We start from the raw sequence: 24,676 nt of genomic DNA, 5'->3' as shown, positions 1-24,676 counted from the left end.
ACCCCGTCCCCAGGAGGCCCCGTGCGTCGCTCCCCGTCCCTGCTTTCCCGGCTGACCGGCGCGGTCGCCGGGATGGTCCTCGCCGCCGCCGCGGTGGCGACCGTCGCCGCCCCCGCCCAGGCCGCCACCCTCACCCAGGTCACCAACTTCGGCTCCAACCCGGGCAACCTCGCCATGTACGCGTACCGGCCGGACAACCTGCCGGCGGGCGCCCCGGCCGTCGTGCTGCTGCACGGCTGCACCCAGAACGCGGCCGGCTACTTCGCCAACTCCGGCTGGCAGAAGTTCGCCGACCAGTGGAAGTTCACCCTGATCGTGCCGCAGCAGTCCAGCGCCAACCAGCCGCTGAGCTGCTTCAACTGGTTCGTCGAGCAGGACATCACCCGAGGCTCCGGCGAGGCCCTGTCGATCAGGCAGATGGTCGACCACGCGCGGAACAACTACGGCACCGACGCCCGCCGGGTGTTCGTCAGCGGCCTCTCCGCCGGCGGGGGAATGAGCGCGGTCATGCTGGCCACCTACCCGGACGTCTTCGCCGCCGGCTCGGTCGTCGCCGGCCTGCCGTACCGCTGCTCGCCGCCCGCCTCCACCAGCACCTGCCAGTACAGCGGGGTGAACAAGACCCCGCAGGAGTGGGGCAACGTGGTCCGGGCCGCGTACCCCGGGCACACCGGCCCGCGCCCCCGGGTCGCCATCTGGCACGGCACGTCGGACTCCACCGTCGTGCCGGCCAACGCCACCGAGCTGCGCGACCAGTGGACCAACGTCCGGGGCGTCTCGCAGACCCCCACCAGCACCGCGTCGCTGCCCGCCAACACCAGCCTGGAGGTGTACGGCAACAACGACGTGCGCGTCTACCGGGTCTCCGGCATGGGTCACGGCACCCCGGTCGACCCGGGCCCGGGTGCCGAGCAGTGCGGCACCGCCGCCGCGTACATGCTCGACACCATCTGCTCGGCGTACCACGACGCGGTCTTCTTCGGCCTGAACGGCGGGACGAACCCCACCCCGACGCCGACGGCGAGCCCCACCGCGTCCCCGACCGCGAGCCCCACCGCCTCCCCGACCGCCAGCCCGACCACGGCGCCGACCTGCGTCACGGCCAGCAACTACGCGCACGTCGCCGCCGGTCGTGCCTACCAGTCCGGCGGCTACGCCTACGCCAACGGCTCGAACCAGCGGATGGGCCTCTACAACACCTTCTACACCAGCACCCTCAAGCAGACCGGCCCCAACCACTGGGTGATCGGCTGCTGATCCCGCTCCCGACGCGCCGATCATGAAGTTGTCGTCACCCCGCCCCGCGCGGCGTGACGACAACTTCATGGTCGACCGGCTCAGGGGGCGGTGAGGGCCGCGTGCAGGGCGGCGGCCAAAGTGGGGTGGCGGTAGGTGAAGCCGGCCCCGGTGAGCACGCCCGGGAGGACGCGGGTGCTGGTCAGCGCCTCGTGGGCGAAGCCGCCCAGCACCACCTTCAACGCCAGCGCCGGGATCGGGACGATCGCCGGCCGGCGCAGCTGCCGGGCCAGCTCCCGGGTGAACTCGGCGTTGGTCACCGGGGCCGGCCCGACCAGGTTGACCGGCCCCACCAGGTCGTCGCGGTCCAGCACGAACCGCGCGGCGTCCAGCCAGTCCGCCATGGAGATCCATGGCAGCCACTGCCGGCCGCTGCCGAGCCGCCCGGCGATGCCCAGCCGGAAGGGCAGCAGTTGCGGCTTGAGCAGCCCGCCGTCGCGGTGCAGCGGCAGCCCGATGCGCAGCCGCACGACGCGTACGCCCGCGTCCTCGGCCGGCCGGGTCGCGGCCTCCCAGACCCGGCAGACGTCGGCCAGGAAGCCCTCGCCCGCCGGGGCGTCCTCCTCGACCGCCCGGTCGCCGGTGTTGCCGTACCAGCCGACCGCCGAGGAGTTCAGCAGTGTCCTCGGCCGGTCGGCTTCGGGCAGGCCGGCGATGGTGATCGCCAGCGTGGTGGTGGTGTCGACCCGGCTGGACCGGATCAGCTGCCGGTACCCGTCGTTCCACCGCTTGTCGCCCACGCCCGCGCCGGCCAGGTTGACGACCGCGTCCGCCTCCGCCACCACCGCCGGGTCGAGCTGCGCGGCGGACGGGTTCCACTGCCGCTCGTCGGCGGTGCGCGGCGGCCGGCGGACCAGCCGGGTGACCTGGTGGCCTTCCGCCGTGAGCCGGTCGACCAGCCGGGTGCCGAGGAAGCCGGACGCGCCGGCCATGAGGATCCGCATGCTCCCATCTTCGGGTACGGACGGCGGATCGGATGCGCTGTGGCGGGCGCGCACCGTACCGGGGCGACGCCGCCGACCGGCCGGCCGGCGGCGTCGCGCCGGATCAGCAGCCGGCGGTACGCGTGTAGTTCTGCGTCCCGAAGTAGAGCGCCAGGTTGCCGCTGAAGCGCACCTTGATGTCGCTGCCGTTCAGGCGCTGCTCGTAGTGCAGGTGCGAGCCGGAGGAGCCGCCGCTGTTGCCCACGTACCCGATGGTGGTGCTGTAGCCGACGGACTGGCCGACCGAGACGTTGAATCCGCTGAGGTGGGCGTAGTAGGTGGTGTACCCGTTGCCGTGGTTGATCCGCACGTACCGCCCGTAGCTGGTGTCGCCGAGGTTGGCGACGACGTCCACCGTGCCCGGGGCGCTGGCCTTGACCGGATCGCCGTGGTCGTCGGTCCGGTTGAAGTCGATCGCGTACTGCGGGCTGTGGGCGGTGCGGGTCTGGCCGGACCACGTCTGGTTGCACGGGAAGGGTGTGCGGAACGACGGCGCGGCGGCGGCGGGCGACGCCGGCACCAGGAAGGCGGCGGTCGCCAGCAGGGCGACGCTGAGGGAACTCGTCAGGCGGGTACGCATCCGAACCTCCATGGTCATAACCTTCGATCTATCTGCCGGATGATGTCAGAAAGTTTCGATGACCGGAAGCGTCCCCGCCCCGATTGCCGTCGATGCGTCGCTCAGGCGGCGAGGCGGGCCAGCACCGGCGTGAGCGGGTCGAGTGCGTCCTCGCGTACGACGAAGCGGGTGACGCCCCAGCGACGCCGGTGTGCGGCGACTGCCGCGACGATCTCGTCCTCGGTGCCGATGAGCACGAACGGCGTCGCGAGCAGCTCGGCGACGCTCAGCCCGATCCGTTCGGCGGTCGGCGCGGCGGCGGCCTCGGCGTCGTCGGTGACGGCGACGTGCTGCACGAGCGATTCCAGCACCGGTGGCTCGGCCCGCCCTTCCGCCCCGGCGGCGACGCAGGCCAGTTGCGCCTCGATGTCCGCCTCGCGCCAGCGCACGTCGTGCCGGTGACCGTCAGGCAGCGTGCGCCCCAGGCCGGACAGCCCGACCACGTCGGCGTGCGCGCCGGCCCAGCGCAGCATCGCCGAGTTCGCCGTGCCGAGGGTGAACGGGATCCGCCGCTGCACCGGGCGCGGGGCCTCCAGCCGCGCGCCCCGCAGGACCAGGTCGGGGGAGTCGACGGTGACCTCCTCGCCGTCGAGCAGGGCGCGGACGGCCTCGGCCACGGCCAGGCAGCGGCGTACCCGCCCGGCGACGTCGGGGCGCTCCCGGCCGACCGCGCGCCACTCGGCGGGGGTGTGGCCGGCGCCGAGGCCGAACCGGGCCCGCCCGCCCGACAACAGGTCGAGGGAGGCCACGTCCGAGGCGAGCAGCATCGGCTCGCGGACGCCGGCGTTGGAGACGTACGAGCCCAGGCCGATCGTCGAGGTCACCGCCGCCGCGGCGGCCAGCGAGACGAAGGGGGACGCCGCCGAACCCGGATGGTCGGCGGTGAACAGGGTGTCGAAGCCGGCTGCCTCGGCCCGCCGGGCCAGGTCCAGCCAGCCCGGGCCGTCGGACGGGACCGCCTGGAGAGAGAAGATCGCCATGCGCCCACCCTGCCGGGCCCGGGCCCGCCGACAAAGCCCGACCGCGGCGATTCTGCTACCGGCAGACCCGGGCCGGGCCGAACGTCGCGTGGACCCCGTGGTGCCGCCGGCGCGCTCGCCCGGGTACGGGTCAGTGGACCGGTCCAGGGTCACGGTCGAGCGGCGGGAGGGGCACCCCGAGGAGCCCCTTGGTGCTGCCGGCTGTCAGCGCGTTGAGCGCGCCGACGAGCTTCTTCTCCTCGTAGACGAAGTGCGTCTCGAGCAGCGCGGCGAGGGTGTCCAGCTCGGCCCGCACCTCGTGCGGCGGCGCGGTGGCGTCGGCCAGCTCCTCGACCCGGTGCAGGGCCTCGGCCACGATGTGATGGTCGGCCTCAAGCTCGCGCAGCACGGGGACCAGTTCGGGCACCTGCTCGGCCAGCACCCGGAACGCCCCGGCGTCCTCGCCGGTGTGGTGCCGGGTCAGCGCCGCGCAGAAGGCCAGGCAGTGGGTCCGCAGGTCCCTCGGCCGTACGCCGGGGTCGCCCACGCCGTCGCGCAGGCGGGCGAGCTCCTCGCGGAGCCAGAGGTGGATCTCGATCAGTTGGTTGCCGAAGGCCCGCAGGCGCTCGTCGGGCGTGAACGGAGGCATGTGTTTCCCATGCGGTCCCGCGCCTCCATGCCCTCGGCGGTCTCCTTGCCGGGTGCACCGCGACGCTGTGGCCAGCCTACGACAGCAGGCGCGAGGCCACGTGCCCCGTCAGGGCCGACGGACGGGCCGGATGGTGACCACGGCGTAATCCTGACGAGCGTGCTACGAGGTGCTACCCGGCGCCGTGGGCCGAGGGATGACATCCGGGTGCTCCGGTGCCCAGGTGTCAGGTCGACGGCTCGTCCGGGGTGGGCTCGCGCCAGCGGGCGCGCCAGGCGGCCTCGTGCGCCTCGTGGGTGGTCTTCTCCTCGAAGACCATCTCGCGCAGGGCGCGCCGGGAGTCCGCCATGACCACCGCCTCGACGGCCACCAGCCCGACGCAGATCGTGGTGAGCAGGGCGAGGGCGGCCAGCCCCGGCAGCCGTTGGCCGACGGGAACGGTGGCGGCCAGGAGGAGCACGGCACCGACCCTGGTCCACGAGACGGTACGCAGGGTGCGCCACTGGAACAGCATGTTCGCGCACAGGTAGCAGGCGACCCCGCCGAACAGCAGCAGGACACCGGGGCCGATCGTGGGGTCCCCGACGGGCGTGTCCGGATCGGCGACCTGGTGCACGATCTCCTCGGCGCCGAGGGCGAACAGGATGATTCCGGCGATCATCGGCAGGTACATGTAGGCGTACGCGTCGCGGGCCATCGAGACCCGGGGCCGGCCCTCGGCCGCGTGCAGGGCTATCCGGGCGGCCGGTGCGATCACGTCGTAGTGCGCCCACCACAGCGCGGCCGTGAAGAAGATGCCGAGCACCGCCGCGGCGACCGCCGGCCACGTGGGCGGCTGGCCGAGCAGGTTGCTGCCGACGCCGACGGAGATGACCGACTCGCCCAGGGCGATGATCAGGATGAGGTCGTACCGCTCCGTCCAGTGCTCGGCGGAGGTCACCATCCAGCCCCAGGCGCCGGCGACCAGGCCCATGCCGTACTGGAGCAGGACGACGCTGACCCACAGGCCGTCGCGCAGCATCGCCGCCCGGTCCGGGTCCTCGATCTGGGGCGGGATCAGCGCGGCGGCCGTGAGCAGCATGGTGCTGATCGTGACCTCCGGGGAGTACTTCAGCAGCAGCCGCCGCTCCCCGGGTCTCTCCTGCGCGACGTGCCAGTACAGCGCCAGGTGCACACCCCTGATCACCACGTAGCTGAGCGCTACGACCATCGGCCCGGCGGCCACGTCGGTCGCGTCGCTGAACGCCTGGGGGAGGGAGAGCGCGAAGCAGAACAGCGCGGCCATGCCGATGACCATCAGCACGGGGACGAAGCCCTCACCGAGCCGGACCCGGGTGGCGACCACGCAGTGCACCACCCAGCACCACCAGAGCACGGCCAGCACGAGCATGGCGTGCACGAGCGACCAACCGGAGATGTTGGCGGCGGTGGTCCGGGTGATGATGAAGAACGAGAAGACGAAGACCAGGTCGAAGAAGACCTCGAACCGGTCGACCCGGGCGCCGGGGGCGATCGAGACGGCCGGTCCCAGCCGCTCGCGCCACCGGATGACACCCACCCAACCACTCTGGCAGCGCCCTGTCCCGGCCGGGCCGGAATCGCGCCAGCCCGGCGGCGCGCGGGCCGGGCGGCGGGCGAACCAGGCGACGGGCGGCCGGACGGCGGGCCGGTCGGGCGGCGGGGAACCAGACGGCGCGCAGGCCGGGCGGCCGGACGGCGAAAGGGCGCCCCGGTCGGTGACCGGGGCGCCCTTCGTGCCGTCGGGCGGGAACTACAGGCCGAGCTCGGCCTCGAAGTTGCCCGACTCCAGCCGCTCCTTGACCGCGACCAGGAAGCGGGCGGCGTCCGCGCCGTCGATCAGCCGGTGGTCGTACGACAGGGCCAGGTAGACCATCGACCGGACGGCGATGACCTCGCCCAGCTCCGGGTCGTTGACGACGACCGGACGCTTGACCACGGCACCCGTGCCGAGCATCGCCGACTGCGGCGACGGCACGATCGGGGTGTCGAAGAGGGCGCCCCGGCTGCCGGTGTTGGTCAGCGTGAAGGTCGCCCCGGCGATCTCGTCCGGGCTGATCTTGTTGGTCCGGGTGCGCTCGGCCAGGTCGGCGATCCGCTTGGCGATGCCACCCAGGTTCAGGTCGCCTGCGCCGTGGATCACCGGCACCATCAGGCCCCGCTCGGTGTCCACGGCGATGCCGAGGTTCTCCGAGTCCGGGTAGGTGATCGTGCCGGCGTCGAGGTCCATGCTGGCGTTGACGATCGGGTACGCCTGCAGCGCCTCGACCGCCGCGAGGGCGAAGAACGGCAGGAACGACAGCTTGACGCCGTGCCGCTGCTGGAACGACTCCTTGGCCTGCGCCCGCAGCTTGGCGACCTTGGTGACGTCCACCTCGACCACGGTGGTCAGCTGCGCCATCTCGTGCAGCGACTGCTGCATCCGCTTGGCGATCGTCGCGCGGATCCGGGGGAGCTTCTCGGTGCTGCCGCGCTTGGCGCTCGGCTGCGGCTTGGCGGCCGGCTTGGCCGGGGCAGCCGCGGCGGGCTGCTGCGCCGGGGCCGGCGCAGCCTTGGCGGCCTTCGCCTTCTCCGCCGCCTCCAGCACGTCCTGCTTGCGGATCCGGCCACCGACGCCGGTGCCGTTGACCGAGGAGAGGTCGACGCCGTGCTCGCTGGCCAGCTTGCGCACCAGCGGGGTCACGTAGCCGGCGGCCTCCTCGCCGCCCTGGGCGGGCGCCGACGGGCGCTGCTGGGCCGGGGCCGACGGCACGGCCTTCTGCTCGGCCTGCGCGGGCTGCGCCGAGGTCTCGGCCTCCGCCGACGGCTCGTTGTACGACATGCCCGGGGTCGGCTCCTCAGCCTTGGGCTCCGGCTTGGCCTCGGCCTTCGGCTCGGGCTTGGCCTCCGCCTTGGGCTCGGGCTTCGGCTCCGGCTTCGCCTCGGCCGGGGCGGCGCCGGCGGCGCCGATCACGGCCAGGTCGGCGCCGACCGCGGCGGTCTCGTCCTCGGGAACCTTGATCTCCAGGACCGTGCCGGCCACCGGCGACGGGATCTCGGTGTCGACCTTGTCGGTGGAGACCTCCAGCAGGGGCTCGTCCACCTCGACGGTGTCGCCGACCTGCTTGAGCCAGCGGGTGACAGTGCCCTCGGTGACGCTCTCGCCCAGGGCCGGCATCTTGACCGGGGTGCCCTCGCCCGACGGCGCCGGCGCGGCCTGCGCCTGGGTCTCCGGCTCCTCGACGGCCGGCTGCTCCGCCTCGGCCTGCGGCTCCTCGGCGGCCTCGGCGGCCTCCTCGGCCGGCTCCTCCTGCTGCGGGGCGGTCTCGCCGCCGCCGGTGGACTCGCCCTCGCCCGCGATCACGGCCAGCTCGCTGCCGACCTCGGCGGTCTCGTCCTCGCCGACCACGATCCGGCTCAGCACGCCCGCCGCCGGGGACGGGATCTCGGTGTCGACCTTGTCGGTCGACACCTCGAGCAGGGGCTCGTCGACCTCGACGGTGTCGCCCTCCTGCTTGAGCCAGCGCGTGACGGTGCCCTCGGTGACGCTCTCACCGAGCCGGGGCATGGTGACCGATACCGGCATCTTCAAAGACTCCTTCATTCCCCTGGTGGGATCATCGCCCGTCGCCGGACGCCGCGGTTGTCGTGATCAGGCGTGTGCGTGCAGCGGCTTGCCGGCGAGCGCCAGGTGCGCCTCGCCCAGGGCCTCGTTCTGCGTCGGGTGGGCGTGCACGAGCTGCGCCACCTCGGCCGGGTACGCCTCCCAGTTGTAGATGAGCTGCGCCTCGCCGACCATCTCGCCGACCCGGGCGCCGACCATGTGCACGCCGACGACGGGGCCGTCCTCCACCCGGACGAGCTTGACGAAGCCGGCCGTCTTGAGGATCTGGCTCTTGCCGTTGCCGCCCAGGTTGTAGTTGTAGGTCTTGACCTTGTCGGCGCCGTACTGCTCCTTGGCCTTCGCCTCGGTCAGGCCGACCGACGCCAGCTCCGGGTCGGAGTAGGTGACGCGGGGGATGCCGACCTCGTCGATGACGGCCGGGTTCTGCCCGGCGATCTCCTCGGCGACGAAGATGCCCTGCTGGAAGCCCCGGTGGGCGAGCTGGAGGCCGGGCACGATGTCGCCGACGGCGTAGACGTTCGGCACGCTGGTGCGCAGCCGCTCGTCGGTCAGCACGTAGCCGCGGTCCATCTTGACGCCCTGCTCCTCGTAGCCGAGGTCGGCGGTGTTCGGGCCGCGGCCGACGGCGACCAGCAGCAGCTCCGCCTCGACGGTGTCACCGCCGGCGATGCTGACCTTGACGCCCTTGTCGGTCTTCTCGACCTTCTCGAACGGCTTGCCGACCTTGAAGTTGATCTTCCGCTTGCGGAACGCCCGCTCCAGCGCCTTCGAGGACTCCTCGTCCTCGGCCGCGACCAGCCGGGGGAGCGCCTCGACGATCGTGACGTCCACCCCGAAGGACTTCCACACGCTGGCGAACTCGACGCCGATCACGCCACCACCGAGCACGATCGCCGAGGCCGGGACCCGGTCGAGGGTGAGCGCGTGGTCGCTGGTGATGACCCGCTCGCCGTCGACCTCCAGGCCGGGCAGGCTCTTGGCGTACGAACCGGAGGCCAGCACGATGTTGCGGCCGGTGTAGCGCTTGCCGTCGACCTCGACGACGTTCTTGCCGACCAGCTTGCCGTGGCCCTCGACGATGGTGATCGACTTGTTGCCCTTGAGCATGCCCTGCAGGCCCTTGTAGAGCCGGGAGATCACGCCGTCCTTGTAGGCGTTGACCCCCGCCATGTCGATGCCGACCAGCTCGGCCTTCACGCCGAACTGCTCCGACTCGCGGGTCTGGTCGGCGATCTCGGCCGCGTGCAGCAGCGCCTTGGTCGGGATGCAACCGTTGTGCAGGCAGGTGCCGCCGAGCTTGCCCTTCTCGACCAGCGCGACCTTCAGGCCCAGCTGGACGGCGCGCAGGGCGGTCGCGTAGCCGCCGCTGCCACCTCCGAGGATGACGATGTCGAAGGTTGCGTCGTTCGGCTCGCTCACGTTCAACTCCCAGGTCGCGTCACTGCTTCGGGGGTCACGGCGGGGCAACAACGGGCACACCCCACCTCGGTCATCTTGTCACCACCGCCCGCCGCCCGCGTAGTGAGGTGCCCAACGACACGTCCGTGACACGTACGCTTGGCCCTGGCTTCGATGACGGACTGAGGGGGAGACGCTCGGTGGGACTGTTCCGGCGACGCAAGAAGACGCGGGCGGTCAGCCTCGACCGGGCCGCCGACCGCGCCGATCTGGAGCACCTGGAGGGCTTCGTCCGCAGCCGGCGCGGGGTCGAGGCCTACATCGAGCCGCGGACCACCGTCACCGAGACCACGGTCATGCTGATCGCCGACGACGGGGAGTGGACCCGCCGCCGCATCGACGGCCCCGACGGCGCCCGCCGCTTCGCGTACCGGATGGGCATCCCGGTCTACGACGTGCGGCTGATGGGCTACCCGCAGCGGATGCGCGACTACAACGAGCGCCGCAAGCGCCGCCCCGAGCTGTATTGAGCCGGCGCCCGGCCGGGTGAGAACGCAAGGAGGGCCCCTCGTTCGACGAGGGGCCCTCCTTCGCGTACGTCAGCCGTTGGCGGCGACGTCCTCCACCAGCTGGACGAGCGTGCGGACCGGCACGCCCGTGCCGCCCTTGGTCCAGTAGCCGGTCGCCTCGCCCGAGTGGTAGCTCGGGCCCGCGATGTCGATGTGTGCCCAGTCGACGTCGGCGCTGACGAACTCCCGCAGGAACACCCCGCCCTGGAGCATGTGCCCCGCCCGGTCCATGCCGGCGTTGACCTGGGAGATGTCGGCGACGTCGGAGTCCATGCCCTTGCGCACGTCGTCCGGCAGCGGCATCGGCCAGGCCGGCTCGCCGACCGCGTCGCCGGCGGTGCGGACCCGCTCGCACAGCTCGGGGCTGCCCATCACGCCGGCGATCCGCTTGCCCAGCGCGACCACCTGCCCGCCCGTGAGGGTGGAGGTCTCGAAGAGGTAGTCGCAGCCGTCCTCGCAGGCCCGCGCCATCGCGTCGGCCAGGATCATCCGGCCCTCGGCGTCGGTGTTGAGCACCTCCACCTTCTTGCCGTTGTACATGCTGATCACGTCACCCGGCCGGTACGACCGCCCGGACGGCATGTTCTCCGCCATCGGCAGGTACGCCGTCACGGCCACCGACGGCTTGAGCGCGGCGACCGCCAGCATGGTCGCGGCCACCGCCGCGGCGCCTCCCATGTCGGACTTCATCTCCCACATGCCCTGCGCCGGCTTGATCGAGATGCCGCCGGTGTCGAAGGTGATGCCCTTGCCGACGAGCGCCACCCGCTTGCCGTTGCCGCCGCCGGCCGGGGTGTAGGTCAGCTTCACCAGCCGCGGCGGGGCCTCCGAGCCCTGCCCGACGGCGATGATGCCGCCGTACCCGCCGGCGGCCAGGGCCGCCTCGTCGAGCACCTCGACCGTCAGGCCGGCCTCCCGGGCGGAGTCCGCCACCGAGTCGGCGAAGGACGGCGGGCGCAGCTCGTTCGGGGCGGTGTTGACCCAGTCCCGGCTGCGCCGGACCGCGCCGCACACCACCTGGGCGCGGGCGATCTCGGCCTGAGCACCGGCGTCACCGGCGTCCGGCACGGCGACCAGCACCTCGGCCACCGGCTCCCGCCGGGACGGCTGCGGCCGGGTCTTGTAGCCGGCGAAGCGGTAGCCGCCGAGCAGCGCGCCCTCCGCCACCGCGCGCAGCGCCGCAGGCGCGTCGGCGTCGTCCGGCAGCGGCAGCGCGAGCGCCACCCGCGGCGCGCCCGCGAGCGCCCGTACGGCCCCGCCGGCGGCCCGGCGCAGGGTCTCTGGGGCAGGGGCGGCGCCGGTCGGCTCCGGGCCGAGCCCGACGGCGGCGACCACCGGGGCGGTCACGGTGCCCAGCGTGGCCAGCTTGATCACCTCGCCGGGGGCGCCGGTCGCGCCGAGCAGGGCCAGCGTCTCGGTCAGCTTGCCGTCGAAGGCGGCGGCGATGCTCTCCGCGCCGCTGGCCAGCAGCAGGGTTCCGGCCAGGCCGGTGGTGGCGTCCTGCTCGCCGGTCTGGCTGTGCAGGCCGATCACGATCGCGTCGACGGCGAGCTCGGCGGGGTCGGTGTCGACCAGGCTCAGGGTGGTGCTGGGCGATGTCACTGAAGCTACTCCGGGCGGGCCGGGCCGGTCGCGTCGTCGCGTACCGGCGATGGAGGTCTCCGGCGGAACGTACCCGTCGGAGGTCGGGGCTGTCCCGTCGACGGCTCCGACGGGTCCCGCCGATGCTAACCAGCCGCCCAGCTCCCGGTAAGTTCCCACCCATGACCGACGTGACCTCCGACGCCGCCGCGACCCGGCTGCGCCGTTCCCCGCTGCACGAGCGGCACACCGCTCGCGGCGCCAAGTTCGCCCCGTTCGGTGGCTGGGAGATGCCGCTGGAGTACGCCGGGGGCGGGGTGCTGAAGGAACACACCTCGGTGCGGACCGGAGTGGGCGTGTTCGACGTCTCCCACCTGGGCAAGGCGCGGGTGACCGGGCCGGGCGCGGCGGAGTTCGTCAACGCCTGCCTCAGCAACGACCTGGGCCGGATCGGGCCGGGCCGGGCGCAGTACACCCTCTGCTGCGACGACGCCACCGGCGGCGTGGTGGACGACATCATCGCCTACCTGCACGCCGACGACCACGTCTTCCTCATCCCGAACGCCGCGAACACCGTCGAGGTGGTGCGCCGGCTGCGCGCCGCCGCCCCGGCGTCGGTCACGGTCACCGACGAGCACGAGGCGTACGCCGTCCTCGCCGTGCAGGGCCCGCGCTCGGCGGAGCTGCTCGGCGCGCTGGGCCTGCCGACCGGGCACGACTACATGAGCTTCTCCACGGCGACGCTCGACGGGGTCGAGCTGACCGTGTGCCGCACCGGCTACACCGGGGAGCTGGGCTACGAGCTGGTGGTGCCGGCGGCCGACGCGGTCGCGGTCTGGGACGCGCTCTTCGCGGCGGACGCCGACCTGCGCGCCTGTGGGCTGGCCGCCCGGGACACCCTGCGCACCGAGATGGGCTACCCGCTGCACGGTCAGGACCTGTCGCCGGAGATCACCCCGGTGCAGGGCCGCTCCGGCTGGGCGGTCGGCTGGGACAAGCCGGCCTTCTGGGGCCGCGACGCGCTGCTCGCGGAGAAGGCCGCCGGCCCGAGGCGTACGCTGCGCGGCCTGGAGGCGGTCGACCGGGCGATCCCGCGCCCCGGCATGACGGTGCACGCCGGCGACGCGGAGGTCGGCACGATCACCAGCGGCACGTTCTCGCCGACGAAGAAGCAGGGCGTCGCCCTCGCCCTCCTCGACACCGCCGCGAAGCTGACCGACGGCGACCTGGTGGAGGTGGACATCCGCGGCCGCCGCGCCCAGATGCGCGTCACCCGCCCCCCGTTCGTAACCCCCTCGGTGCGCTGACCCCCCTCACCCTCGGCCCCGGCCCCGGCCCCCTTCCCCCCGTTGATCATGAAGTTGTTGCCACCCGGACCGGCGTGTCCCGGCAACAACTTCATGATCAACGCGAGAGTGGGAGGGGGAGGGTGAGGGGGCGAGCGGGGGTCAGAGTGGGGGGTGGGGGCGTTCGCCGGCGTCCAGGACGGCCTGGGTCCAGCCGCCCTCGATGACGCCGGTGCCGTCGAGGACGGCCCAGTCGACGACGTCGGTGGCCTCCACGATGACCGGTGAGCCGATGCGCACGGTCGGGTCGGTGTTGGCGTCGCTGGCGCTGGCGGCCACGATCCGCTCCGGGGTGTCCCACGAGGTCACCCCGGCCCAGACCAGCTCCGGGCCGTCGTCGCCGGGCAGGCCGTACTTGACCACGAGCTGCGTCTCCGGCGGGAGCTGGCCGGCGAGGAACCGGGCCCGGATGTCGCCCAGCCCGGCCCGGGCGGTGGCGACCGCCCTGCTCATCGCGTCGCCCGCCCGGGCGTAGCGCACGTCCGGCTGGATGCCGGCGAAGAGGGTGGCGCAGGCGGCGGCGTAGTAGCGGCCGTCCGGCCCCGGATGCCCGGCGGGCGGGCGCAGGCTGAGGAACGAGTCGGCGTCGGGGTCGGTGGCCGGGTCCAGCTCCAGGCGCAGCAGCACCGGCGCCGTCGCGCCGTGCTGTTCCGGATTGCCGTACGCCACCGCGATGTCGTGCCCGGTCACCGTGGCCAGCACCGGCAGCTGCACGAACGCCGGCACCTCCTCCCCGGAGAGCCCGTCGGTCCAGTCCCGCAGCAGCCGCCGGGCGGCCCCGGTCATCACCGCGCCCCAGGCCCGGGTCAGGTGGTCCGGCACGCCCTGGGTCTGCAACTCCAGCAGCCCGAAGCGGCGCAGCCCCTTCGTGGTGAACCAGAGCCCCTCGGCGTCGGAGGAGTAGGGCACCAGCACCCAGTCGACCAGCCGGATCCGCCCCTGGTCGTCGGGGAGCGAGCGCAGCGCCGTCGCCGGGTCGAGGAACTGGAGGCCGAACACGTCCACCACGTCGCCGTCGACGGACTCGGCGACGGCGGCGGCCACCGCCCGGGCCGCCCACTCGTGGGCCGGCGGCCAGCCGGGCCGGTACTCGGCCTGCACCACGACCAGGTGGCTCGCGGCGGCCAGCCGGGCCAGCTGCGCCTCGGTGGCGCCGAACGCGGTGAGCAGGTCCGGCGGCAGCTCGGGGAACTCGCCGATCGGCCGGGTGTCGACGCTCATCAGCGGGCTGTCGAGCATGTGCCGCGCGAGCCCGTGCACCGGCTCCGCCAGCCGGCCGGTGAGCCGCGCCACCGCCGTCTTCGCGCTCACCTTCGGCAGCCCCGTCATGGGCACCAGGTAGGTCGCGCTCAGCGACTCCGGAACCGGTACGGGCAGGAAGTCGTCCGTGATGAGCATGTCGTCCCCCGGTTGGCCGCGCCGGTGCTGTCGTGGGAGAACGCTACCCGGCGCGGTGCGCCCCGTTCAGCCGGACAGCACCACTCCCAGGTAGACCAGCGTGGTGACCACCTCCACGGTCGCGCCGAGCACGTCGCCGGTGACGCCGCCGAGCCGGCGTACCACGTGTCGCAGCAGCCCCACCGCGACGGCGAGTGCCACGGCGACGGCGAGTGGCCCCTGCCACGGGCGGCCCGGCACGGCCGCGAGCGCCGGCAGCGCGACGGCGACCGCCCCGGCGGCCAGGGCGACCGGCCCGACGGTGCCCGCGACCAGCGCGCCGAGCCCCTCCGGGCGGGCGGCCGGCACCCCGCGCCGGCAGGCCACCGCCACCCCGAGCCGGCCGGCGGCGGTCGCCGTGACCACCGCCGCGAGCGCCGCCGGCCACGACCGTCCCGCCAGCTCCGCGAGGGCCGCCGCCTGCACCAGGAGTACGACCACCAGCGCGACCACCCCGAACGGGCCCACGTCCGGCTTCTTCATGATCTCCAGCGCGGCGTCCCCCCGCCGGTACGACCCCAGCGCGTCCACGGTGTCGGCCAGCCCGTCGAGGTGCAGCCCACGGGTGAGCAGCGCCCCGACGCCGACGGTCACCGCCGCCGCGACCAGCGGGGGCGCGAGCGCACCGGGAAGCAGCAGGACGCCGGCGAGGACGACGCCGAGCAGCGCGCCGACCGCCGGGGCGAGCGCCATCGCCGTGCCTGCCACCGACCGGTCGATGCGGCCGGCGCGTACCGGCAGGGTGGTGAAGGTGGTCAGCGCCAGCCGCGCCCCGTCGGCGAGCCGTGACTCAGCCGGCACGCCGGCCGGACGGGTCCACCGCTTCCGTGTCCGGCCCGGCGCTGCCGGGCTCGCGGAGGTCGGCCTCGGTGCTGGTCGGCCCGGGGCCGGCGGGCTCCGGCTCGCGGAAGTCGGGTTCGGTGCTGGTCGGTCCGGGGCCGGCGGGCTCCGGCTCGCGGAAGTCGGGTTCGGTGCTGGTCGGCCCGGGGCCGGCGGGCTCCGGCTCGCGGAAGTCGGGTTCGGTGCTGGTCGGTCCGGGGCCGGCGGGCTCCGGCTCGCGGAAGTCGGGTTCGGTGCTGGTCGGTCCGGGGCCGGCGGGCTCCGGCTCGCGGAAGTCGGGATCATCGGTGTCCGACGCGGTGTCCGGCTCGTCGTCCTCGCCGCCGCCGAGCGACGGGTGGGCCGGCAGCGCGGCGGCCAGCGCCAGCACCGAGCGCAGTAGCGGCAGCGCGGCCAGCGCGTTCGCGCCCTCGCCCAGGTCGAGCCGCAGGTCGAGCAGCGGGGTCAGGCCGAGCACGTCGGCGCCGAGCTGGACGGCGGGGTGCCCGCCGTGGTCGGCCAGCAGGCACCAGTGCCGGGCCTGCCCGGCCAGGTCGCGGGTGACCATGCCGGCGGCCACCCCGACCGGACCGTCGAGCATGACCGGCAGCCGGCGGGCGGTGGCGCCGAGCAGCACGCCGGTGGCCACGGCGACGTCCCCGCCGCCCAGTTCGGCCAGCACGTCCTTGGCGCTGCGCGGCGAGCTCCGGGTGCGGTGCAGCGCGTCCCGTACCGCCGCGCACCGCCGCATCCAGGCCGCGTCGTCGATCTCGCCCGAGTCGGTGACCACCCGCCGGAGCACCCCCGGCGCCTCGGCGCCCGCCGTCGCCACCAGCACCGCCGCCGCGGCGGCCTCGGTGCCGGCGCCGCACGCCCCGAGCACCAGCAGTCGTACGCCCGCGTCGGCGGCCTCCTCGGCGAGCCGCCAGCCGTAGCGCAGGGCGACCTCGACCTGCTCTCCGGTCAGCGTGGGTTCGGTCTCCATCGGCGCGGACGCCGGGACCTCCACCACCTGGAGCTCGGCGCCACTCTCGGCGGCCAGCCGGGCCAGCGCCCCCTGCCCGGCGCGGGCCTGCCGGGCGCGGCGCGTCGACTCGCCCTCCACGGTGCCGGCGGCGGCGTCGCCGAGGTGGTCGCCGTGCAGCAGCAGCACCCGCACCCGGCCCCACGGGGCCGGGGTGACGGTGCCCTGGGTGGCGGCGGCGAACCCGACCGCCCGCTCCAGCACGCCCAGCCCCGACCCGGGCACGTCCAGGGTGGCGAGCCGCTCGATCGCCTGCGGGCCGGCGTACTCGTCGGGCATGGGCAGTTCCATGCCGGGCTGGATGACCAGGCCCGTGGCGACCATCGGCAGCGCCATGGTCGGGGCGGCCCAGGCGGTGCCGGTCGGCTCGGCGCCGGGCACCGCGTCCGGTGCGGTCGGCGGCGTGGGGGTGAACACGTCCGGGGAGGGCTCCGACGCGGCCACCGACCCGCCAGCGCCGCCGGGAACGCCCGGGGCGCCGATCTGCGCCCGGCCGGGCTGTGCGGACCCGCCCTGTGCGGGGCCGGCCTGTGCGGGCACGGTGGCCGGGTGCGGGGCGCCGGGCTTGAGCCAGGCGGCCTGGCCGGCGACCACGAGGACGACCGCGTCGCAGGCGTCGGCGACCGCCCGGTTGGCCGCGCCCAGCGCGTCGGTGAAGGCCCGCCCGAGCGGGGTGGTGGGCACCAGGGAGAGCCCGACCTCGGGGCTGACCAGCACCAGCCGGGCCGCGCAGGAGCGCACCGCCGCCGCCAGCTCGGCGACGGTGGCGGTGTCGTCCGCCGGCTGGTGCGCCGGGTCGAGCAGCACGGTCACCCAGCCGCCGAGGTCGTCGACGAGCAGCGTCTCGTTGGGCCCGGCGGAGGCCAGCACGTCCGCTAGGCGGCGCGGGTCGGCCGCGGTCTCCTCGGTGGTCCAGGTCTCCGGTCGGCGCTCGCGGTGCGCCGCCAGCCGGGCCGCCCACTCCGCGTCGTCGGCCGGCGCGTCGGCGGCCGTGGCCACGTAGCGGACCGTCGGCGCGTCGGCGACCAGGGACTCGGCGAACTCGGACTTTCCGGACCGGATACCGCCGAGCACCAGGACCGTGTTCCACCCGTCAACGGACATGCCCGTACTTTAGAGCCAGCGCCCGGGTGCGGCCCCCCGGAGGTGCGGGGTACGGCCGGCCCGGCCCCGCGGCGAGGCGGCCGGTCGCCGCCGCGGGCAGGGGCACCCCCGGGCGGGGCTCAGTCGCAGTGCTCGAAACCGCTGGCGTAGCTGGCCCCGCCGGTGGACCCGCCCCACTTCACGCACACCCCGGCGGCCCTGGCTCGCACCGGCCCCGCGTAGTACGAGAACGACCCGCTGTCGGTGCTGCGGGCCCGGCCCCGCACCTCCAGCCACGCCGAGGCGGCCGTGGCCGTGCCCACCGCGGTCGCCTTCATCGTGACCACGCAGTTGTTGCCGCTGCCGGCGTGGTAGAGCAGGTAGACCCTGCCCTTCCGGCTGCCCGAGGCGGTCAGCGGGGCCGAGTCGATCACCCTGTACCCGCTGCCGCACGCCTCGACCGGCGTGTACGGGTTCGGCTTCGGCTGTCCGGCCGTCGGTCCGGGGCCGGGTCCGCCGGGAGCGGTCGCGGTCGGCTCGCCGCTGCCCGCCGTCGGGACCGGGGAGCGCCCGGGCGGCGACGCCGACGGACTGCGGGACGCCGCCGACGACGCCGTCGCGCGGGTGGCACCCGGCGTGGGCTCGACGCGCAACCGGCCCGTACCGTCGTCGGCCGCCGCGCCGGACGGGCCCGCCGCCGCGGACTCGCCGGTCAGCGCCGCCGGGACGTCTCCGCCGGCCGGGCCGTCGTCGGGGGCCAGGGCGAGCGCGGCCACCCCGACCAGCACCACGAGCCCGGTGGCCGCCGCGCCGAGCAGCGCGGCCCGACGCCGCCGTGCCGGCTGCGGCACGACCGGGTCCTCCCGGGTGGGCGGGACCGGTCCCCAGGCGTCGCTTCCCGTCGCCGGTCCCGGGTGCGGCCGGGCGGCGACGGGCGGCAGCGGCGCCCACGGATCCGGCGGGGCGACCGGCCCGGCGGGGGCCGGCGCAACGGCGTCACCGGCCGCCGGGGTACCGCCCTGGTCCGGTTGCGCGGCGGCGGGCGCCGCCGAGGTCGGGCCGGCGACGGCCCACGGCGGGCGGGCGGACGTCGGCACCACGGCCAGGGTCGCGTCGCGGGCCTCGGCCGCGGCGTCGGCCATCGCCGCCGCGTCGCCGAACCGGTCGCCGGGGCGCTTCGCCATCGCCCGCTGCACCAGCGCGGCCACCGCCGCCGGGATGTCGGGCGGCAGCGGCGGCGGCTCCTCCTGGAGGTGCCGCAACGCCACCTGGAGCGGGTTGTCCCCGTCGAACGGCGGCTGGCCGGTCAGGCAGAAGTACGCCACCGCGCCGAGCGCGTAGACGTCCGTCGCCGGGGAGACCGGCTGGTTCGCGGCCTGCTCGGGCGACATGTACGAGGCGGTACCGAGCATCACGTTGGCGGCGGTGATGCCCGCCATGGAGCCGGAGCGGGCGATGCCGAAGTCGACCAGCACCACCCGGCCGTCGCCCTTCACCAGCAGGTTGCCCGGCTTGACGTCCCGGTGCACGATGCCGGCGAGGTGGGCGGTGTGCAGCGCCTCGGCGGCCTGCGCCACCACCGACATGGTCGACGCCGGGTCGAGCTGCCCCCCGCGCCGCAGCCAGGAACTCAGCGGCTGGCCGTCGACGTACTCCATCACCAGGTAGTCGACCTGGCTGCCGTCGTCGAGGACGGACCGGCCGACGTCGTGCACGGCGACCACGCCCGGGTGGCGCAGCGCCGCCAGCATCCGCGCCTCCGCCCGGAACCGGGCCGTGAACTCGGGATCCGCGCTCAACGCCGGCAGCAGCGCCTTCACCGCCACCGTACGTTCCAGCATGAGGTCGGTGCAGCGCCAGACCGCGCCCATGCCGCCGATCGCCACCCGGTCGTCCAGCCGGTACCGGTCGCTGAGCACCACTCCCCGAGTAAGCACCGCGACACCGTACCGGCCCGGCGGAGCGGGGCTGGCCGCCCGGCGGGGCGGCGGAGCGGGGCTGGCCGCCCGGCGGGGCGGCGACGGACTACCGGGGTGTCTGGTACTGGAAGTCGTTGGGGTTGACCGCCGCCGGCTTCGGGTCCTCCTGCCAGGCGCCCTCCCCGGGGCGGGCGACGAGGGCGTCCAGTAGGTCCTCCCGCTCCATGTGCGCGGCCCCCACGATGCCGCCGCGCACCGCCATCGCCCGCAGCGCCTCGGTGTCCTTGTCGTGCAGCGGTTCGTCCATCGTCGCCTCCTCCAGGCCCGTCGGCGGTCGGCGACCGCCCCGTCGCGCGTCAGGAGGCCCATACCCGGACAGGGGCCGGGGAACCCTGCGCCGCCCGCCCGGCGTACGGATGTCGGGCCGCCCCGCGCCCGGCCGACTACGCTGGCGGGGGTTCGTCCCACGGGACATCAGCGGCGAGGGGAGACGCGGCATGGCGTGGAGCTGGCGGTACGAGGGCGCGAACGGTGAGTCGGTCGAGGGGCCGGCGGAGTCGTTCAGCAGCCAGGCGGACGCCGAGTCCTGGATCGGTCAGGCCTGGCGGGAGCTCGCGGCGTCCGGCGTCACCTCGGTCACGCTCGTGGAGGACGACCGGGTGGACTACCGCATGAGCCTGCTGCCTCCGGCGGAGTGATGGCCGGCGACCGCCCGGGGGGCGAGCCGTTGGTGCTCGGCGTGCCCCGGGCGGCGTTCCGGCCCAGTCCCGTCTTCCTCGCCCTGGTCGCGCTCTTCGTGACCAGCGGGGTGCTCACCTGGAACGGGTTCGGCAACGTCCGGCTCGACGTGTTCCTCTTCGTCGTGTCCGGCTGGCTGGTCTCGCTCTGCCTGCACGAGTACGCCCACGCCGTCGTCGCCTACCGGGCCGGCGACCGCAGCGTCGCCCACCGGGGCTACCTGACGCTCAACCCGCTGAAGTACAGCCACCCGCTGCTGTCGATCGGGCTGCCCGTGGTGGTCGTGCTGCTCGGCGGCATCGGCCTGCCCGGCGGGGCGGTGTGGGTGGACCGGCACGCCATCCCGGGACGGCTGCGGCACACCCTGGTCAGCCTGGCGGGCCCGGCCACCAACGTGCTGTTCACGCTGTTGCTGGTGCTCGCCGTACGCCTCGGGGCGGCCGGCGGCGGGCCGGTCGAGTTCTGGGCGGCCGTGGCGCTGCTGGCGTTCCTCCAGCTCACCGCGAGCGTGCTCAACCTGCTCCCGGTGCCCGGCCTGGACGGCGGCAACATGATCCAGCCGTGGCTGAACCCGCAGTGGCGCAGGATGTACGACCTGTTCGCCCCGTTCGGCTTCATCCTGCTGTTCGCGCTGCTGTGGAACCCGCGGATCGGCGGCTGGTTCTTCGACGCGGTCTTCGCCGTCGGCGACTTCCTCGGCCTGCCCCCGTGGCTCTACGCCCTCGGCCTGGACCTGATCCGCTTCTGGCAGGGCTGACCCGCGCCCCCGCCGGCACGGTCCGGCCCGGGCGGCCCGTGGTGCGGGCCGGCCCGGGCCGGGACGCGTCACGGGCGCTCGGCGGGAGACTCCGTGCGGGCCGGGTCGCGCTCGACGATCGGGTCGACGATCTCGTCGATCGCCTTGAGCAGCTCGGCGTCGAGCTTCACACCGGCCGCCTTGACGTTGTCGTGCACCTGCTCCGGGCGGGAGGCGCCGACGATCGCCGAGGAGACGTTCGGGTTCTGCAACACCCAGGCGACGGCGAGCTGCGCCATGCTCAGTCCGGCCTGCTCGGCCAGCGGCTTGAGCCGCTGCACCCGGGTCAGGACTTCGTCGGTCATGAACCGGGAGATGAAGCCCGCGCCCGACTTCTCGTCGGTGGCCCGGGAGCCGGCCGGCGGCGGCTGGCCCGGCAGGTACTTGCCCGAGAGCACGCCCTGCGCGATCGGCGACCAGACGATCTGCCCGATGCCCAGCTCCTCGCTGGTGGGGACGACCTCGGACTCGATGACCCGCCAGAGCATCGAGTACTGCGGCTGGTTGGAGACCAGCGGGATGTGCAGCTCACGGGCGAGCTGGTGGGCCGCGCGGATCTCCGACGCCTTCCACTCGGAGACGCCGATGTAGAGCGCCTTGCCGGAGTGCACGACGTCGGCGAACGCCTCCATCGTCTCCTCCAGCGGCGTGCTGTGGTCGTACCGGTGGGCCTGGTAGAGGTCCACGTAGTCGGTGCGCAGCCGGCGCAGCGAGCCGTTGATCGACTCCATGATGTGCTTGCGGGACAGGCCCCGGTCGTTGCGGCCCGGCCCGGTGGGCCAGTACACCTTGGTGAAGATCTCCAGCCCTTCGCGCCGCTCGCCCTCCAGCGCGCGGCCCAGCACGTCCTCGGCGCGGGTGCCCGCGTACACGTCGGCCGTGTCGAAGGTGGTGATGCCGGCGTCCAGGGCGGCCCGGACGCAGGCGAACGCCGCGTCCTCCTCGACCTGCGAGCCGTGGGTGATCCAGTTGCCGTACGAGATCTCGCTGACCATCAGGCCGGAACGGCCCAGGTGACGGAATTCCATGAGTCGACCCTAGCCCGTTCCGATCATGCCCACCCCTCGTGGCGGGCCACCCTGTCGCTCAGAGCACGGGGCTGGTGTCGACGAGCAGCCGCTCGATCTCGGCGACGACCTCGTCGCGGTCGCGGTGCACCGGCTCGATGAGCAGCTCGCCCCGCCGGTCGAGCGCGCCCCAGCGGCCCGTGCCGTCGCCGACCAGGAACGCGACCGGGTGGACGACCAGCGCCGGATAGCTGGGCGCCACCAGCACCTTCCCGGCCCGGTTCACCACGCCGCGCCGGCCGGCCACCTCCACCACGGCCAGCCCCTCCTCGGTGAAGCCGTCGACGTACCGGCCGTCGGCCAGGACGGTGGCGAACCCGTGGTGCCGGGTGGGCACCACGATCCGGCCGTTGCGGTCGACCGCGCCCCAGCCGTCGCGGCGGACCACGGCCACGCCGCGTTGGAACGGGCGTACGTCCGCGAAGCCGTGCGGCACGACCACCTCGCCGGTGGCGTCGATCGCCACCCAGCCGGCGTCGCCGCCGTCGGACACCCAGGCCAGCCCGTCGGAGAACGAGCGGACCACCGGGTACGACGGTTCGAGCACCGTGGCGCCGGTACGGTCGATGAGCGACCACCGCTCGGTCTCGGGGCGCCGCACCCAGGCCAGCCCGTCGCGGAACGGCTGCGCCTCCGCGTACCCGGCCGCGATGACCAGGTCGCCGTCCGGGTCGGAGAAACCCCACAGGTCGCCGTCGCGGGCCGGCATCGGGGGCCGGTCACGCTCCAGCACCTCCTCGCGGCTGCGCGGGTACGGCCCGAAGCCCGTCTCCGCGACCCGCTCCGCCACCGCGTCCAGGCTCAGCCGGATCCGGGCCTGCAACTCGGGGTCCTCGGTGCCACGCAGGTCCAGGGCCCGCTCGAAGTGGTGACAGGCCTCCATCAGCCGACCCTGGTCGTAGCAGGACCGCCCGGCGTGCTCGTGCAGCACCGCGCGCAGCCGCTGTGGCAACTCCGTGGAGTTCGCCTCGGCGAAGAGCCGGTCGGCCTCGACGAACTCGCCGCGCCAGCGCAACACGTGCGCCAGCCGAGCCTGAGCCACCGCCGTACGCCGCAACTCCCCGGTGGCCTCGGCGTAGGTGAGCGCGAGCCGACCGTCCGCCAGGGCATCGTCCAGTTCGCCGAGAATCCGGGACACCACCGCCCGCAGACTGAGCAGCCGGGCGCGCGACTTGTTGTCCACGGCCGCGCCCAGCTTCTCGGTCAGCCGCCGCCGGATCGTCCGGAACTCGTCCGGCTCCTCCACGACCTCCCGCAGGGTGGCCGGATCGAGCCGCCACCGGTAGCTCGCCAGCACCTGCTCCGGATCGCCCTGCGCCGCGCTCTGGTGCCCGGCGTCCCGCGACCCGACGGGCATCCCGGCGGCCCGCGGTCCGCTGCTGCCCACTCCGGCGTCCCGTGGTCCGTCGGCCCGTGGTCCGGCCGTGTTTGGTGCGGTGGTCTGCGGCTCGGTGGCGCTCGGTTGGGTGGTCCGTGGTTTGGTGGTGCCCGGTTGGGTGGTCCGTGGTTCGGCGGTGCTGGCTCCGACGGCGTGGGGTTCGGTGGTGTTCGTTGCGGCGATGGCTGGCTCGGCGGTGCGGGACGCGGAGGTCCGTTCCGCGCTCGTCGATGGCACCTGCCCGCCGAGCGGCGTGGCGGCGGGCGGGGTGGCGGCGGGCGGGGTGGCGATGGGGGGCGCGGCGGCGGGCGAAGCGGCGGCAGGCGGCGCGGACACCGGCTGCGCCGACGGCTCGGAGGGGGGCGGTACCGGCGAGGCGTCCGTGGGCGGTGCCGAGGCCGTCGGCGGCGCGGAAACGGGCCGGGCCGGCACGAGGTCTGCGGCGGGTGCGGAGACAGGTTGCGGTGCCTGCGACAACGCGCCAGGGACGATGGGCGGGGGCGGCGCCGACGCGGCGGGCGGAGCGGAGACAGGCTCGCCCGGCGGGGCCGACACCGCGTCGGCCTGTGGCGCGGCAGTGGCGGACGCGTCCCGCGCAGGCACGTACGCATCCGACGCGACGGGCGGCCCGGAAACAGGCGGTACCGGCGGCGCGGCGATGGGCTGGGCCGGCGGAGCGGAGACAGGACGCGGGGCCGGTGGCGCGGAGACCTGCTCGGCCGCTGGCGAGTCGATGAGCCGGGCTGGCGACGGGAAGACCTGCTGGGCCGCTGGCGCGTCGATGGGCTGGGCCGGCGGCGCGGAGACCTGCTGGGCCGGTGGCGCGGAGACCTGCTGGGCCGGTGGCGCGGAGACAGGGCGCGGGGCCGGTGCGGCCGGGACCGACTCGTTCGTCTCGGCCGTCGCCCCGACGACAGAACCGGCCCGGGACACCTCCGCCGGCTCGGCCGGAGGGCCGGCGACGGGGGAGACCGGCAGTGTGGACACCGATGTCGCAGCGCCGACGGGCGGAGCGGACACGGGACGCGGATCGGCCGCGGTGGGTGGAACACCACGGGTGTCAAAAGCCTTCGGTGACAACCATGGTGTTCCACCGGTGGGCGCAGCCGGGTCGTTCGGCACCCGCTCGACCGATTCGAGCGTGGGAGTGGTGGCGTGCCCGTCCATGCGCGGGGCCGATGTGTCCGTGCCCGCCGCGCTCGGGTAGGGCGGCGGCGCTGCTTCGTACTGTGCCGCTGTCTTCGGGGCGGTGCCATTCGCCGTGACGGCATCGGGCCCGGCCGGCTGTGCCTGGGCTGCTGCCGCCGTCGGTGCTTCCGGCATCGGCCGTACGACCGGCGCCGCAACCTGCGGGCCGGACGGTGGTGCCGACACGGGCCGGGTAGGAGTTGCG

At 74.6% G+C, this 24,676-nt stretch carries 18 protein-coding genes and 2 pseudogenes; 5 read left to right on the top strand and 15 right to left on the bottom strand.

The features are described from left to right. Nucleotides 1–21 precede the first annotated feature (21 nt). The gene (locus tag OG989_RS30200) at nucleotides 22–1,257 is read left to right on the top strand and encodes an extracellular catalytic domain type 1 short-chain-length polyhydroxyalkanoate depolymerase (RefSeq protein WP_327029187.1); all 1,236 of its coding nucleotides are present in this window, start codon (nucleotides 22–24) and stop codon (nucleotides 1,255–1,257) included. 80 nt (nucleotides 1,258–1,337) lie between these two features. On the opposite strand, the gene OG989_RS30195 is transcribed toward OG989_RS30200, so the two are convergent. The 7 genes from OG989_RS30195 to lpdA all read right to left on the bottom strand — a co-directional run bounded on the left by OG989_RS30195 (nucleotide 1,338) and on the right by lpdA (nucleotide 9,547). Next, nucleotides 1,338–2,240 carry a TIGR01777 family oxidoreductase gene (locus OG989_RS30195; protein WP_327029186.1) on the bottom strand — a complete coding sequence of 301 codons (903 nt, stop codon included), beginning with the start codon at nucleotides 2,238–2,240 and terminating at the stop codon, nucleotides 1,338–1,340. Between the two features lie 103 nt (nucleotides 2,241–2,343). Continuing rightward, nucleotides 2,344–2,859: a M23 family metallopeptidase gene (locus OG989_RS30190; protein WP_151456451.1), complete on the bottom strand. Its 516-nt coding sequence runs from the start codon at nucleotides 2,857–2,859 to the stop codon at nucleotides 2,344–2,346. Nucleotides 2,860–2,960: 101 nt separating this feature from the next. Continuing rightward, complete coding sequence (locus OG989_RS30185) at nucleotides 2,961–3,878, bottom strand: LLM class flavin-dependent oxidoreductase (protein WP_327029185.1); 918 nt, start codon at nucleotides 3,876–3,878, stop codon at nucleotides 2,961–2,963. Nucleotides 3,879–4,008: 130 nt separating this feature from the next. Continuing rightward, on the bottom strand, nucleotides 4,009–4,506 hold the full coding sequence (locus OG989_RS30180; protein ID WP_327029184.1) for a hemerythrin domain-containing protein: 498 nt from the start codon (nucleotides 4,504–4,506) through the stop codon (nucleotides 4,009–4,011). Between the two features lie 226 nt (nucleotides 4,507–4,732). After that, nucleotides 4,733–6,064: a low temperature requirement protein A gene (locus OG989_RS30175; RefSeq protein WP_151456445.1), complete on the bottom strand. Its 1,332-nt coding sequence runs from the start codon at nucleotides 6,062–6,064 to the stop codon at nucleotides 4,733–4,735. A gap of 213 nt (nucleotides 6,065–6,277) precedes the next feature. Next, complete coding sequence (sucB, locus tag OG989_RS30170; protein ID WP_327029183.1) at nucleotides 6,278–8,089, bottom strand: 2-oxoglutarate dehydrogenase, E2 component, dihydrolipoamide succinyltransferase; 1,812 nt, start codon at nucleotides 8,087–8,089, stop codon at nucleotides 6,278–6,280. Nucleotides 8,090–8,155: 66 nt separating this feature from the next. Further along, a complete protein-coding gene (gene lpdA, locus OG989_RS30165) occupies nucleotides 8,156–9,547 on the bottom strand; it encodes a dihydrolipoyl dehydrogenase (protein WP_151456447.1) in 1,392 nt (463 codons plus the stop codon). A gap of 179 nt (nucleotides 9,548–9,726) precedes the next feature. Here lpdA and OG989_RS30160 point away from each other — a divergent pair, with 179 nt between their 5' ends. Continuing rightward, entirely contained in the window at nucleotides 9,727–10,056 is a 330-nt protein-coding gene (locus OG989_RS30160) for a hypothetical protein (RefSeq protein WP_151456448.1), read from the top strand. A 69-nt stretch (nucleotides 10,057–10,125) separates the two neighbouring features. On the opposite strand, the gene OG989_RS30155 is transcribed toward OG989_RS30160, so the two are convergent. Next, nucleotides 10,126–11,697: a leucyl aminopeptidase gene (locus OG989_RS30155; RefSeq protein ID WP_151456449.1), complete on the bottom strand. Its 1,572-nt coding sequence runs from the start codon at nucleotides 11,695–11,697 to the stop codon at nucleotides 10,126–10,128. Nucleotides 11,698–11,858: 161 nt separating this feature from the next. On the opposite strand from OG989_RS30155, the gene gcvT reads away from it, so the two are divergent. Continuing rightward, entirely contained in the window at nucleotides 11,859–12,983 is a 1,125-nt protein-coding gene (gcvT, locus tag OG989_RS30150) for a glycine cleavage system aminomethyltransferase GcvT (RefSeq protein WP_327029182.1), read from the top strand. Nucleotides 12,984–13,124: 141 nt separating this feature from the next. Here the strand turns inward: gcvT and OG989_RS30145 are convergent, their stop codons facing one another. The 5 genes and pseudogenes from OG989_RS30145 to OG989_RS30125 form a co-directional block, all read right to left on the bottom strand. Next, nucleotides 13,125–14,420: a DUF2314 domain-containing protein gene (locus tag OG989_RS30145; RefSeq protein WP_327029181.1), complete on the bottom strand. Its 1,296-nt coding sequence runs from the start codon at nucleotides 14,418–14,420 to the stop codon at nucleotides 13,125–13,127. Nucleotides 14,421–14,486: 66 nt separating this feature from the next. Further along, on the bottom strand, nucleotides 14,487–15,260 hold the full coding sequence (gene cobS / locus OG989_RS30140) for an adenosylcobinamide-GDP ribazoletransferase (RefSeq protein WP_151456668.1): 774 nt from the start codon (nucleotides 15,258–15,260) through the stop codon (nucleotides 14,487–14,489). A gap of 136 nt (nucleotides 15,261–15,396) precedes the next feature. Further along, nucleotides 15,397–17,406 (bottom strand): annotated as a pseudogene (locus OG989_RS30135) (bifunctional adenosylcobinamide kinase/adenosylcobinamide-phosphate guanylyltransferase); the annotation flags it as partial. A gap of 119 nt (nucleotides 17,407–17,525) precedes the next feature. Then, complete coding sequence (locus tag OG989_RS30130) at nucleotides 17,526–19,322, bottom strand: serine/threonine-protein kinase (RefSeq protein ID WP_327029179.1); 1,797 nt, start codon at nucleotides 19,320–19,322, stop codon at nucleotides 17,526–17,528. 88 nt (nucleotides 19,323–19,410) lie between these two features. Then, entirely contained in the window at nucleotides 19,411–19,611 is a 201-nt protein-coding gene (locus tag OG989_RS30125; protein ID WP_121400450.1) for a hypothetical protein, read from the bottom strand. A 190-nt stretch (nucleotides 19,612–19,801) separates the two neighbouring features. Between OG989_RS30125 and OG989_RS30120 the strand changes: the two genes are divergently transcribed. Both OG989_RS30120 and OG989_RS30115 read left to right on the top strand, forming a co-directional pair. Then, on the top strand, nucleotides 19,802–20,002 hold the full coding sequence (locus tag OG989_RS30120) for a hypothetical protein (RefSeq protein WP_151456671.1): 201 nt from the start codon (nucleotides 19,802–19,804) through the stop codon (nucleotides 20,000–20,002). Next, nucleotides 20,002–20,799, top strand: coding sequence for a site-2 protease family protein (locus OG989_RS30115; RefSeq protein WP_327029178.1), 798 nt, complete (start codon nucleotides 20,002–20,004; stop codon nucleotides 20,797–20,799). Before OG989_RS30120 ends, OG989_RS30115 begins: the two co-directional genes overlap by 1 nt. 68 nt (nucleotides 20,800–20,867) lie before the next feature. On the opposite strand, the gene OG989_RS30110 is transcribed toward OG989_RS30115, so the two are convergent. Further along, nucleotides 20,868–21,866 (bottom strand): aldo/keto reductase family protein, encoded by a 999-nt coding sequence (locus OG989_RS30110; RefSeq protein WP_327029177.1) that lies wholly within the window; start codon nucleotides 21,864–21,866, stop codon nucleotides 20,868–20,870. Between the two features lie 58 nt (nucleotides 21,867–21,924). Continuing rightward, a pseudogene (locus OG989_RS30105) lies at nucleotides 21,925–23,679 on the bottom strand (WG repeat-containing protein); the annotation flags it as partial. Nucleotides 23,680–24,676: the final 997 nt, after the last annotated feature.

Origin of the sequence: Micromonospora sp. NBC_01740 (assembly GCF_035920365.1) — a bacterium.
Classification (GTDB): domain Bacteria; phylum Actinomycetota; class Actinomycetes; order Mycobacteriales; family Micromonosporaceae; genus Micromonospora; species Micromonospora reichwaldensis.
This window is presented reverse-complemented; position numbering and strand designations above follow the sequence as displayed.

Excerpts from the sequence above, each read along its gene's own strand:
- OG989_RS30195 (WP_327029186.1), bottom strand. The coding sequence starts at position 2,240 with ATGCGGATCCTCATGGCCGGCGCGTCCGGCTTCCTCGGCACCCGGCTG.
- OG989_RS30190 (WP_151456451.1), bottom strand. The coding sequence starts at position 2,859 with ATGCGTACCCGCCTGACGAGTTCCCTCAGCGTCGCCCTGCTGGCGACC.
- OG989_RS30185 (WP_327029185.1), bottom strand. The coding sequence starts at position 3,878 with ATGGCGATCTTCTCTCTCCAGGCGGTCCCGTCCGACGGCCCGGGCTGG.
- OG989_RS30180 (WP_327029184.1), bottom strand. The coding sequence starts at position 4,506 with ATGCCTCCGTTCACGCCCGACGAGCGCCTGCGGGCCTTCGGCAACCAA.
- sucB (WP_327029183.1), bottom strand. The coding sequence starts at position 8,089 with ATGCCGGTATCGGTCACCATGCCCCGGCTCGGTGAGAGCGTCACCGAG.
- gcvT (WP_327029182.1), top strand. The coding sequence starts at position 11,859 with ATGACCGACGTGACCTCCGACGCCGCCGCGACCCGGCTGCGCCGTTCC.
- OG989_RS30145 (WP_327029181.1), bottom strand. The coding sequence starts at position 14,420 with ATGCTCATCACGGACGACTTCCTGCCCGTACCGGTTCCGGAGTCGCTG.
- OG989_RS30125 (WP_121400450.1), bottom strand. The coding sequence starts at position 19,611 with ATGGACGAACCGCTGCACGACAAGGACACCGAGGCGCTGCGGGCGATG.
- OG989_RS30120 (WP_151456671.1), top strand. The coding sequence starts at position 19,802 with ATGGCGTGGAGCTGGCGGTACGAGGGCGCGAACGGTGAGTCGGTCGAG.
- OG989_RS30115 (WP_327029178.1), top strand. The coding sequence starts at position 20,002 with ATGGCCGGCGACCGCCCGGGGGGCGAGCCGTTGGTGCTCGGCGTGCCC.
- OG989_RS30110 (WP_327029177.1), bottom strand. The coding sequence starts at position 21,866 with ATGGAATTCCGTCACCTGGGCCGTTCCGGCCTGATGGTCAGCGAGATC.